The following is a 12,736-nucleotide window of genomic DNA, read 5'->3' on the forward strand; positions in this document are numbered from 1 at the left end:
TTCATGATAATTATTCACCATCGGCGAGATTTTCCGTATCAATATAAACCGCAACTCTTTGTTGATTTAACCACTTTAGTGAAAAGTTACGTATTTGTCATCATTATCTGCTCTTTATCTATTGATCCGAATTGCAGTATACTTACGCGCGTAATTCAAGGTCATTAATTAAGGAATGGGTCACGTGAATCCTATTGTAAAGAGTTTTGAGTATGGTCAACATACAGTCACCCTGGAAACAGGTGTTATAGCGCGTCAAGCTGATGCAGCCGTTTTAGCGAGTATGGGTGACACGACAGTGTTAGTCACTGTTGTCGGTAAAAAAGATGCAGATGCAGGCCGTGACTTTTTCCCTCTGACTGTTAACTATCAAGAAAAAACCTACGCAGCGGGTAAAATTCCTGGTGGTTTCTTTAAGCGTGAAGGCCGTCCTTCAGAAGATGAGACATTAATCGCTCGTCTGATCGATCGTCCAATTCGCCCTCTTTTCCCTAATGGTTTCAAAAACGAAGTTCAAGTTATCATTACCGTAGTATCTGTCGATCCACAAATCGAGCCAGATATCATCTCCATGATCGGTACTTCTGCGGCACTGGCTATTTCTGGTATTCCATTCAGCGGTCCTTTAGGTGCTGCACGTGTGGGTTACATTGATGGCGAATACGTGTTGAACCCAAGTGTTGCACAACTTGCAACCAGTCAACTGAACTTAGTGGTTGCTGGTACTGCTGGTGCAGTATTAATGGTGGAATCAGAAGCCCAAGCATTACCAGAAGAAGTGATGTTAGGTTCTGTAGTTTACGGTCACGATCAACAACAAGTGGTTATCAAGGCGATTGCTGAATTTAAAGCAGAAGCCGGTAAACCAACTTGGGATTGGACTGCACCAACGCAAGATGCCGATTTAGTTGCCCAAATCAAAGAGCTTGCTGAAGCTGGTTTAGGTGATGCGTATAAAATCCAAGTTAAACAAGATCGTTATGCTCAAGTTTCTGTAGTTAAAGCAGCAGCAAAAGAAGCCTTGTTAGCGAGTAATCCAAGCGTTGATTTACGTGAAGTTGACAACTTACTGGGTAGCTTAGAGAAGAAAGTGGTTCGTGGTCGCATCATCCGTGGCGAGCCACGTATCGATGGTCGTGAACCAGACATGATCCGTGCCTTAAGTGTGTTAGCGGGCGTATTGCCACGTACTCACGGTAGCGCATTGTTCACTCGTGGCGAAACTCAAGCGTTAGTCACTTGTACTTTAGGTACTGAACGTGATGCACAGAAGATCGACAGCATCATGGGCGAGCGCACTAACCGTTTTATGCTGCACTATAACTTCCCTCCATACTCTGTTGGTGAAACAGGCATGGTGGGATCACCTAAGCGCCGCGAAATCGGTCATGGTAAGTTAGCATGGCGCGGTATCAATGCTGTTATGCCTTCAGCTGCTGAATTCCCATACAGCGTGCGCGTTGTATCTGAAATCACTGAATCTAACGGTTCAAGCTCTATGGCGTCAGTATGTGGTACTTCTTTAGCGCTTATGGATGCTGGTGTGCCTATCAAGACTTCTGTAGCGGGTATCGCTATGGGTCTAGTGAAAGAAGGCGATGATTTCGTTGTTCTTTCTGACATCTTAGGTGATGAAGATCATTTAGGTGACATGGACTTTAAAGTTGCGGGTACGCGTGATGGTATTACTGCACTGCAGATGGATATCAAGATCGAAGGTATCACTAAAGAAATCATGGATATCGCACTGCAACAAGCCTATGGCGCACGTGTACATATCCTGAACGTGATGGATCAAGCGATTGGTTCACACCGTGATGATATTTCTGATCACGCTCCACGTATCACTGTTATTAAGATTAACCCAGAAAAAATCCGTGACGTTATCGGTAAAGGCGGCGCAGTTATCCGTGCTCTTACTGAAGAAACCGGCACAACGATTGAACTGGAAGATGATGGTACTGTGAAGATCGCTTCTTCAAACGGCGAAGCAACTAAAGAAGCTATCCGTCGTATCGAAGAAATCACATCAGAAGTTGAAGTGGGTCGTATCTACAATGGTAAGGTTATCCGTATCGTTGATTTCGGCGCGTTCGTGAACATTCTGCCGGGCAAAGACGGTTTAGTACACATTTCACAAATCAGTGATGAACGTGTTGCTAACGTGTCTGATCACCTTGAGCTGAACCAAGAAGTTGCCGTTAAGGTGATGGAAGTGGATCGTCAAGGCCGCGTACGTCTGTCAATTAAAGAAGCACAAACGAAAGAAGCTGCTGCTGAATAATGAGTCTTTGACTTATTTATAGGCACACACTTTCTAAGTGATTGCATCAAAAGGAGATCAAATGATCTCCTTTTTTGTTTTGGCATTAAGAAAGTCACTATTAATCTTAATTCCCTAATAGCGGTCCTGTGGTGGGATTGCTATCATGAAGATTCTTCTGCGTATGTTGGGAATCTAAAAAGGTAGAAATGGATGAGTCTTAAAATTAGAACCGCTGTCGTTGCTGTGCTGGCGAGTGCCAGTCTGTTGTTAGCCGGATGCGCAACCACCCAGTCTCCTTTAGATAACCATAATGATGTTGAAGGTAAATTGGTTGTCGCGCCAGTTATGCCTGATTATAAAGTCGAAGTGACACTGGCAAAACTCAACGAGATTTTGGCTACGGTCGAACTGACGAATGAACAGAGAGCCAGATTTCATTACGATCGTGGTGTGATTTACGACAGTGTAGGCTTAAGACTGCTCGCACGGATTGATTTTATGCAAGCGTTAAAACTTCAGCCTGATCTCGCTGATGCCTATAATTTCCTTGGAATTTATTACACCCAAGAAGGTGAATTCGACAGCGCCTATGAAGCCTTCGATGGCGTATTAGAGTTAGCACCTAATTATGATTATGCCTATTTGAATCGTGGTATTGCTTTGTACTATGGCGACCGTATTGATTTAGCGACTAAAGATATGCAGGCGTTTTATGCAGGCGATAATAAAGACGGTTATCGGGCATTATGGTTGTATTTGATTGATTTGAAAGCTGACTCCGTTGAAGCTAAAAAACAGTTAGCGCAGCATCGTCAGAATTTAGAAAATGATGCTTGGGCGACCGTTATCGTCGATTATTATTTAGGTAAAAAAAGCCGTGATGAGGTGTTTTCTGCCGCTAAAGTCGGCTTAACATATCCGAAAGAATATGCTGAACGTTTATGCGAAGCTTATTTTTACCTTGCAAAAATGGCGATAGAAACTAAGCAATATCAAGATGCTGCAAACTATTTTCGCTTAGCATTGGCAACCAATATCTATGATTTTGTCGAACATAGATATGCGCGTATTGAACTCGCCAAAGTCAAAGGTTTGCTCGAAGCCACAAAATAACCTCTCTCAGCCCGAGTTCATCTCGGGCTTTGCCTAGCCAAGCTCGAACTGAGGCGCTATAATTTGCGCCTTTTTAGCGATACAAGTGCATAGGTTAACATGTCAGGCAATAAAGTAGAGGTCGATAAACGTCGCACCTTCGCGATCATATCGCACCCCGACGCGGGTAAAACAACCATTACCGAAAAAGTGCTGTTATTCGGAAACGCTTTGCAGAAAGCGGGTACGGTTAAAGGCAAAAAATCGGGTCAGCATGCTAAGTCTGACTGGATGGAAATGGAGAAAGACCGTGGTATTTCTATTACTACGTCTGTCATGCAATTCCCCTATGGTGGCGCCCTTGTTAACCTACTCGATACGCCTGGTCACGAAGACTTCTCTGAAGATACTTATCGTACTCTGACAGCCGTTGACTCATGTTTGATGGTGATCGACTCTGCTAAGGGTGTTGAAGACCGTACGATCAAGTTGATGGAAGTGACACGTCTGCGTGATACGCCGATTGTGACCTTTATGAACAAACTCGACCGCGATATCCGTGATCCTATTGATCTGATGGATGAAGTCGAAAACGTGCTGAATATTGCCTGTGCACCTATTACTTGGCCTATTGGCAGCGGTAAAGAATTTAAAGGTATTTACCACATACTGCGTGATGAAGTGGTGTTGTATCAAGGCGGCATGGGACATACGATCCAAGAGCGTCGAGTGATTAAAGGCATTAATAATCCTGATCTTGAGAAAGCGATTGGCAGTTATGCCGCCGATTTGCGTGATGAGATGGAATTAGTACGTGGCGCGTCGCATGAATTTGACCATGCGGCTTTTTTGAAAGGTGAGTTGACCCCAGTGTTCTTCGGTACTGCGCTAGGTAACTTTGGTGTGGACCATATTCTTGACGGCATCGTCGAGTGGGCACCTAAGCCATTACCGCGCGAAAGCGATACACGCGTTATCATGCCTGATGAAGAAAAATTCACCGGTTTCGTGTTCAAGATCCAAGCAAACATGGATCCAAAACACCGTGACCGTGTCGCCTTTATGCGTGTGTGTTCTGGCCGTTACGAGCAAGGCATGAAAATGCACCATGTGCGTATTGGTAAAGATGTTAACGTTAGCGATGCATTGACCTTTATGGCGGGCGATCGTGAGCGTGCTGAAGAAGCTTATCCCGGCGATATCATCGGCTTACATAACCATGGCACTATCCGTATTGGCGATACGTTTACCCAAGGTGAAAAATTCCGTTTCACTGGCGTACCTAACTTCGCCCCTGAAATGTTCCGCCGTATTCGTCTGCGTGATCCGCTTAAACAGAAACAGCTCTTAAAAGGCTTAGTACAGTTATCTGAAGAAGGTGCTGTACAAGTATTCCGCCCAATTGATACTAACGATTTGATTGTTGGCGCTGTGGGTGTACTGCAGTTTGAAGTGGTTGTTGGTCGTCTGAAGAGTGAATATAACGTCGAAGCTATTTACGAAGGTATTAGCGTGTCTACCGCTCGCTGGGTTTATTGTAAGGATGAGCGTAAGCTTGAAGAGTTCCGCCGTAAGTGTAGCCAAAACTTGGCTCTCGATGGTGGCGATAACTTAACCTATATTGCACCAACTATGGTTAACCTTAATCTTTCGATGGAAAGATATCCTGATATTGAGTTTGCGAAAACCCGCGAACATTAATAGGGTTCGGTCTAGAATAGTGGTTGAAATGGCGGTGAATTCACCGCCATTTTTGTATCTAATGAAAATTAAAAATCGGTTCTGGATGTGAATGATGGCGAATTGGATCACAAAAACATGGCAGGCTTATATTCATTGGTGCGACCGAATGGGGCTGACACCTGAAAATCGTCGCTGTTGCATGCCGCACCTTGAAGATCCTCCATTAGCGGTAAAATGCGCCAAAGCTTTGGTGGTTGACGAAACGGTATCACCACCCGAACCTCATTCAATTGGTAAATCGACCGCAGAGTGAGGTATTTACTGTGATTGATACCCACGCCCATTTGGATTTTGCTGAGTTTGATGTTGACCGCGACGATGTGGTGTTACGAATGCACAGTGTTGGCGTAGATAATCTGATTATTCCCGGTGTGTCCCCGCAGCACTGGCACAAACAGCTCGCCGTTGCCGAACAATACCAAACTTATTTTGCCCTTGGTATTCATCCTTGGTTTTGTCCAGAGGATGTTGATGCTGGGATCTTAGCATTAACATCTCAAGTTTCTGCGTTACTAGAATGTCCTCGCTTTGTTGCTATTGGTGAATGTGGCTTAGATAAGCTCTATTCCTCAACGTGGCCTCAGCAGCTCGCATTTTTTGAGGCACAATTAGCTTTAGCTAAGTCCGTTAATCTGCCAGTTATTATTCATAGCGTAAAAGCACATTCAGAGGCTTTAGAGTGTTTGAAAAAGTATCAATTGCCTAGAGGCGGTGTGATACATGCTTTTTCTGGCAGTACTGAAATTGCACTGGAATATATCAAATTAGGTTTTAAGCTGGGAATTGGTGGTTTGATTATGAACCCTAATGCTAAAAAATTGCTCAAAACTGTCAGCGAATTACCACTTCAGCACTTCATACTTGAGACTGACTCTCCTGCAATGACACCGATAAATGTTACTGAAAAACGTAACCAGCCCGCTAACCTTGTTCTTTTTATAGACGAAATTGCCAATTTGCAAAAAAAATCAAGTGTTCTAATATCAGAACACTTGATGTTGAATGCAATGCAACTGTTTGACCTTTAGCTGTTTTTAAATAAACAGGTGTATGTCGCACTAGCATTCTGCACTAAGCGATTGAAATTAAACTCCAAAAATATGATCAAAACGACGATTTTCGACTTTGCCTCGGGTATAATCTGACTCGGAAATAGGTTGATTAACAACATAATTAAAAAGTGTTAACAATAGGGTGATGGTTAATGAATATATTGATGAGTTTAGTAGGGGTGGTCACCCTACTTGCGATAGGTTTCCTCCTATCTAATAACAAAAAAGCAATTAATTTACGTACAGTGGGTGGCGCTTTAGCTATCCAGGCTGCCTTCGGTGGTTTTGTACTGTATGTTCCAGTTGGTAAAGACATTCTGAAAGGGATGTCTGATGCGGTTTCTAGCGTTATTGGTTACGCACAAAACGGTATCGGTTTCCTGTTTGGTGATTTAGCTAACTTCAAACTTGGCTTTATCTTCGCAGTTAACGTGTTACCCGTTATCGTGTTCTTCTCTTCTCTGATCGCGGTTCTATATTACTTAGGCGTTATGCAGTGGATCATCCGTATCATCGGTGGTGGTTTACAAAAAGCATTGGGCACAAGCCGTACTGAATCTATGTCAGCAACTGCTAACATCTTCGTTGGTCAAACTGAAGCCCCATTAGTGGTTCGCCCATTCATTCCAACTATGACGCAGTCTGAACTGTTTGCGATCATGGTGGGTGGTTTGGCATCAATCGCGGGTTCAGTATTGGCTGGTTACGCGCAGATGGGTGTACCTATTGAATACTTAGTTGCCGCTTCATTCATGGCAGCACCAGGTGGTCTATTAATGGCTAAACTGATGCACCCAGAAACTGAAGTTGCTAAAAATGACATGAGCGATTTGCCAGAAGATCCTGACAAACCAGCTAACGTGCTAGACGCCGCTGCTGCAGGTGCTTCATCTGGTATGCATTTAGCCTTAAACGTAGGCGCTATGTTGTTAGCCTTCGTTGGTTTGATCGCTATGGTCAACGGCATTATTGGTGGTGTGGGTGGTTGGTTTGGCGTTGAAGGTTTAACACTTGAACTGATCCTTGGCTATGTGTTCATGCCTTTAGCCTTCCTTATCGGCGTACCTTGGAATGAAGCTTTAGTGGCTGGTTCTTTCATTGGTCAAAAGATCATTGTTAACGAATTCGTTGCTTATTTGAACTTTGCTCCATACTTAAAAGATATTGCTGATGGCGGCATGGTAGTTGCTGAAACTGGTTTAGCTATGACAGACAGAACAAAGGCGATTATTTCGTTTGCTCTGTGTGGTTTCGCTAACTTGTCTTCAATCGCGATTTTGCTTGGTGGTTTAGGTGCTATGGCTCCTAACCGTCGTCATGATTTAGCTACAATGGGTATTCGTGCGGTTATCGCCGGCTCTTTAGCTAACTTAATGAGCGCAACACTTGCTGGTTTGTTCTTAGCTATCTAAGTAACAACAGCAGGGGGAAACCCCACTAACTGGGTCCTGACCATGCAGGGCAGGGCCTAAGTTAATTCAACCATTTTCCAGTAGTGATTCCTGTAGTGAATAGTTTCTCCAATTGAAAGACACAGAATGCAACTGAAGTGTAGCTGTCATTCTGTCTTAAATGTCGTGAGTCTACGGTTACGTTAATTAATCGTAATGCAGAAGTCGCGACTTTGTTCACAATTAAGAATTTTGTGTTTGTGATTTTACGCTAGATTATTGAGATTTTTTTTAATCTAGGTAGAATGCGAACGCCACAAAAAGAACGCTACCCTCGATGGTAGCAAACAAGATAAATGGGGTTGATGATGAAAAACGTTAAAACTTTAGCTTTAGCCGCTACTGCAGTAGCAGCAATCTCTGGCAACGCATTTGCTGCTGATCGTACAGACCTTCACGGTTCTGATTACAAGTGGATGCAGTTCAACGCTATGTACTCTATCGGTGAAAAGCCAGAGAACCCAGCGGCTGGCGATCAACACAACTACTTAGAAATGGAATTCGGCGGTCGTTCTGGCGTATTCGATCTATACGGTTATGTTGACGTATTCAACTTGGCAAACGAAACATCAAGCAATGGTGACAAGAATCCAGGTACAGGTAAAAGTAAGCTGTTTATGAAGTTTGCTCCACGTGTATCTATCGATGCGCTGACTGGTAAAGACTTGTCTTTTGGACCAATCCAAGAAGTTTACTTCTCTACTCTGTTCAACTGGGATGGATTAGTTAACGATGGTGATGGTTCTGGCGTTAACTCTACATTTTGGGGTGTCGGTGCTGATGTAAACGTGCCTTGGTTAGGCAAAACAGGCATGAACCTGTACGGTTACTATGACATGAACGCTAAAGAGTGGAATGGATATCAGTTCTCTGCTAACTGGTTCAAACCTTTCTACTTCTTCGATAACAAAAGCTTCCTGTCATTCCAAGGTTACATCGATTATCAATTTGGTGCTGACGAAGCATATTGGCCTGCTGTTGAGAATGGTCCTTTAGTTAAGGGCAAATCAACTAACGGCGGTAACGTATTCTTCGGTCTATACTGGCATTCAGATCGTTATGCTCTGGGTTATGGCTTGAAAGGCTTCAAAGATGTTTACTTGCTAACTGATGATGGTGCTACTGGCCTAGAATCAACTGGTTGGTCACACTACCTGTCAGCTACTTACAAGTTCTAATTTCTTGTAATAGTAGTTGCTTGTTGGAGCCGCATTATGCGGCTCCATCTTTGTTTTACCATGAGTCTTTATCTAAGCCTATTAGGCTAACAAGTGGGTTTATATAAAGGTTTGTGTTTTTCTCGCGCTAAAATGGATTTTTCGCGGAAAAGTAGGAGCAAGATTTTATTCGTATCCTCTCTTCCGGTCTTCAAGGATTCAAGTCGTGGTCACTTATAAGTTATTTTAAGTGTCAGGATGCCTATTGTTCTTTATGACTTAGGCAAGATTGAATACCTACAACAAGGTAGTTTGTACAAGCAAATTACTCGGCACCGCCTGAAGGCCCGGCCATATAAAAATAATCAAAATAATGCCACCTCTCAAGCGTTGCTTTTATGCGACTGATTTCTATTCATTTAATTTTTATTTTGGAGAGCTATTATGACTGATTTAAAAAAAGCAGCACAACGCGCCATTGAGTTAATGGACTTAACGACTTTGAATGATGACGACACAGATCAAAAAGTGATCGACCTGTGCCACAAAGCGAAAACGGCTGCGGGCAATACTGCCGCTATCTGCATTTATCCACGTTTCATCCCGATTGCACGCAAGACGTTAGATGAGATCGGTGCTGAAGATATCCAAATCGCCACTGTGACTAACTTCCCCCATGGCAATGATGACATTGCCATTGCTGTGCTAGAAACTCGCGCCGCTGTTGCTTATGGTGCCGACGAAGTTGACGTGGTATTCCCATACCGCGCACTGATGGAAGGCAATGAAACAATTGGTTTTGAATTAGTTAAAGCCTGTAAAGAAGCCTGTGGTGAAGTCTTGTTAAAAGTCATCATCGAATCTGGCGTGTTAGCTGATCCTGCACTTATCCGCCGTGCATCAGAGCTTTCAATCGATGCAGGTGCTGACTTTATTAAAACCTCTACTGGTAAAGTGCCTGTAAACGCCACACTTGAAGCCGCTGAAATCATGTTAACTGTGATTAGCGAGAAGAATACACAAGTAGGCTTCAAGCCTGCCGGTGGTGTGCGTGATGCTGCACAAGCGGCTGAATTCCTTGGTGTTGCTGAGCGTATTTTAGGTGCTGAATGGGTTTCACCACGTACCTTTAGATTTGGTGCTTCAAGTTTACTAAACAGCTTGTTACACACACTAGAATTAGCTGATGCGCCTAAGCCGACTCAAGGCTATTAATTGCAAACTATCGCTGATTAATACTATCAGCGTATAGCGAGCCTAATTAAGTGTGACCTAAATCTATTTGGCAAACTCAAAACTTCGATAGTATGAACTTGTAATATTGCTACAGTTTTGATGTTTCATTGCAAAGATAAGCACTAGCGACAAGGTTGTTAGTGCCTATCTTGGAGGCAGTATCATGTTTCTAGCTCAAGAGATTATTCGTAAAAAACGTAATGGTTTAGCGCTAAGTTCCGCAGAAATACAGTTTTTTGTTCAAGGTATCACTACTAACGCAGTGTCCGAAGGTCAGATTGCCGCATTAGGCATGGCTGTGTACTTTAATGACATGAATATGGATGAAAGAATCGCTTTAACGACAGCGATGCGTGATTCTGGCACTGTACTTAATTGGCAATCATTGGGACTTAATGGCCCTGTTATCGACAAACACAGCACTGGCGGTGTGGGCGATGTGATTAGCCTTATGCTTGGCCCTATGGCTGCGGCTTGTGGTGGTTATGTGCCTATGATTTCTGGGCGTGGCCTAGGTCATACGGGCGGCACGCTCGATAAGTTTGATGCCATTCCGGGTTATCAAACTGAGCCATCAAGTGAATTGTTCCGCAAAGTGGTTAAAGAAGTCGGTGTGGCGATTATTGGCCAAACAGGCGATCTCGTTCCTGCCGACAAACGTTTCTATTCTATCCGCGATAATACCGCCACCGTTGAATCCATTTCCCTCATCACAGCGTCGATTCTGTCTAAGAAATTAGCCTGTAATTTAGATGCACTAGCGATGGATGTGAAAGTCGGTAGTGGTGCTTTCATGCCAACCTATGAAGCATCTGAAGAATTAGCTCGCAGTATTGCAGCTGTTGCTAATGGTGCGGGCACCAAAACGACAGCTTTGCTTACCGATATGAATCAAGTGCTTGCATCTTGCGCCGGTAACGCGGTTGAAGTGAAAGAAGCCATCGACTTTTTAACGGGTGCTTACCGTAACCCGCGTTTATATGAAGTCACTATGGGTCTTTGCGCTGAGATGTTGCTTCTGGGCGGTCTTGCAAGCAATGAAGCCGATGCTCGCGCTAAACTGAATCGTGTGCTCGATAATGGTCGCGCTGCAGAACTCTTTGGCAAGATGGTGTCGGGTCTTGGTGGTCCAGTCGATTTTGTTGAAAACTACAGTAAATACCTACCGCAGTCACAAATTATTCGTCCAGTTTTTGCCGATATGCAAGGTTATGCCTATAGCATGGATACCCGTGAATTAGGTTTAGCGGTTGTGACCTTAGGTGGCGGCCGCCGTAAGCCTGGTGATGCACTAGACTATAGTGTTGGCTTAACTCAAGTGTGTGCTTTAGGCGATAAAGTAGATTCATCGACTCCGATTGCCGTTATCCATGCACAGTCTGAAGCCGCCTTCGCGGAAGCTGAACTTGCGGTGAAAAAAGCGATTCACATTGGTGAAACCGCTCCAGAAAAAACACCTGAGATCTATGCCTATATTCGTGCATCAGATCTTTAAGGAAGAATTATGAAACGTACCATTATTATGATGTTGGACTCCTTTGGAGTCGGTGCTTCTGCTGATGCAGCAAGCTTCGGTGATGTCGGTTCCGATACCTTTGGTCATATTGCTAAAGCATGTGCCGAAGGCAAAGCCGATATTGGCCGTGAAGGTCCGCTGAAATTACCTAACTTAGCGCGCTTAGGTTTAGGCCATGCAGCGATGGAAAGTACTGGCGCCTTTGCACCAGGTTTTGGCGATAATGTTGAGCTGATTGGTGCTTATGGTCATGCACAAGAGTTAAGTTCGGGTAAAGATACGCCGAGCGGTCACTGGGAGATGGCGGGCGTGCCCGTACTATTCGAGTGGGGTTATTTCAGCGAGCATCAAAATTCTTTCCCTAAAGAACTGACGGATAAGATCTTAGCCCGTGCAGGTCTGGATGGATTCTTAGGTAATTGCCATGCCTCAGGTACAACCATTTTAGAAGAGTTAGGCGAAGAGCACATGCGCTCTGGCAAGCCTATTTTCTACACCTCTGCTGATTCAGTATTCCAAATCGCTTGTCATGAAGAAACCTTCGGTTTAGACAATCTTTATCGTCTTTGCGAAATAACCCGTGAAGAGTTAGAGCCTTACAACATAGGTCGCGTCATTGCCCGTCCATTTGATGGTACTGGTCCAAGTGATTTTGCCCGTACCGGCAATCGTAAGGATTATTCGCTCGCGCCACCTGCAAAAACTGTACTCGATAAGCTGAAAGAGGCTGGCGGTGAAGTGGTGAGTGTAGGCAAGATTGCCGACATTTATGCTTACTGTGGTATCACTAAAAAAGTGAAGGCGAACGGCTTAGAAGCACTTTTCGATGCGACCTTAGCCGAAGTGAAATCTGCGGGTGATAACACTATAGTGTTTACTAACTTTGTGGATTTTGACTCTCACTACGGTCATCGCCGTGATGTTGCTGGCTACGCCAAAGGGCTGGAATATTTTGATGCCCGTTTGCCTGAAATGCTCTCATTATTAGGTGAAGACGATCTGCTGATTTTAACGGCGGATCACGGTTGCGATCCAACATGGCAAGGCACGGATCATACCCGTGAATATGTGCCAGTATTAGCCTTTGGCGCTGGATTGAAAGCGGGATCGCTGGGGCGTCGTAACAGCTTTGCCGATATCGGCCAATCTATTGCGAGTCACTTTAAGCTTGAACCTATGGCCTATGGCGAATCGTTCCTTTAGGCAAATTAGCATTTATTTCG

Annotated in this window: 10 protein-coding genes; all 10 read left to right on the plus strand. The window is 44.2% G+C overall.

Annotation, left to right across the window (positions count from 1 at the left end; all coding sequences use genetic code 11):
• The first annotated feature begins 184 nt into the window (after window positions 1–184).
• The 10 genes from pnp to L5M29_RS07240 all read left to right on the plus strand — a co-directional run bounded on the left by pnp (window position 185) and on the right by L5M29_RS07240 (window position 12,716).
• Window positions 185–2,284: a polyribonucleotide nucleotidyltransferase gene (pnp, locus tag L5M29_RS07195; protein ID WP_105251702.1), complete on the plus strand. Its 2,100-nt coding sequence runs from the start codon at window positions 185–187 to the stop codon at window positions 2,282–2,284.
• Window positions 2,285–2,476: 192 nt separating this feature from the next.
• On the plus strand, window positions 2,477–3,379 hold the full coding sequence (nlpI, locus tag L5M29_RS07200) for a lipoprotein NlpI (RefSeq protein ID WP_173243270.1): 903 nt from the start codon (window positions 2,477–2,479) through the stop codon (window positions 3,377–3,379).
• A gap of 99 nt (window positions 3,380–3,478) precedes the next feature.
• The gene (prfC, locus tag L5M29_RS07205; RefSeq protein WP_263167007.1) at window positions 3,479–5,059 is read left to right on the plus strand and encodes a peptide chain release factor 3; all 1,581 of its coding nucleotides are present in this window, start codon (window positions 3,479–3,481) and stop codon (window positions 5,057–5,059) included.
• 91 nt (window positions 5,060–5,150) lie between these two features.
• Window positions 5,151–5,354, plus strand: a complete 204-nt coding sequence (locus L5M29_RS07210; RefSeq protein ID WP_317629662.1) for a hypothetical protein — start codon at window positions 5,151–5,153, stop codon at window positions 5,352–5,354.
• Window positions 5,355–5,364: 10 nt separating this feature from the next.
• On the plus strand, window positions 5,365–6,129 hold the full coding sequence (locus tag L5M29_RS07215) for a TatD family hydrolase (protein ID WP_263167009.1): 765 nt from the start codon (window positions 5,365–5,367) through the stop codon (window positions 6,127–6,129).
• A gap of 176 nt (window positions 6,130–6,305) precedes the next feature.
• Window positions 6,306–7,565 (plus strand): NupC/NupG family nucleoside CNT transporter, encoded by a 1,260-nt coding sequence (locus L5M29_RS07220; RefSeq protein ID WP_263167010.1) that lies wholly within the window; start codon window positions 6,306–6,308, stop codon window positions 7,563–7,565.
• A gap of 347 nt (window positions 7,566–7,912) precedes the next feature.
• The gene (locus L5M29_RS07225) at window positions 7,913–8,782 is read left to right on the plus strand and encodes an outer membrane protein OmpK (protein ID WP_263140120.1); all 870 of its coding nucleotides are present in this window, start codon (window positions 7,913–7,915) and stop codon (window positions 8,780–8,782) included.
• Between the two features lie 423 nt (window positions 8,783–9,205).
• A complete protein-coding gene (deoC, locus tag L5M29_RS07230) occupies window positions 9,206–9,976 on the plus strand; it encodes a deoxyribose-phosphate aldolase (protein WP_219234627.1) in 771 nt (256 codons plus the stop codon).
• Between the two features lie 184 nt (window positions 9,977–10,160).
• Window positions 10,161–11,492, plus strand: a complete 1,332-nt coding sequence (gene deoA, locus L5M29_RS07235; RefSeq protein ID WP_173243376.1) for a thymidine phosphorylase — start codon at window positions 10,161–10,163, stop codon at window positions 11,490–11,492.
• A 9-nt stretch (window positions 11,493–11,501) separates the two neighbouring features.
• Window positions 11,502–12,716 carry a phosphopentomutase gene (locus tag L5M29_RS07240; protein WP_263167011.1) on the plus strand — a complete coding sequence of 405 codons (1,215 nt, stop codon included), beginning with the start codon at window positions 11,502–11,504 and terminating at the stop codon, window positions 12,714–12,716.
• Window positions 12,717–12,736 lie beyond the last annotated feature (20 nt).

This window comes from Shewanella sp. SM95 (genome assembly GCF_025653595.1).
GTDB classification, from domain to species: Bacteria; Pseudomonadota; Gammaproteobacteria; order Enterobacterales; family Shewanellaceae; genus Shewanella; species Shewanella oncorhynchi.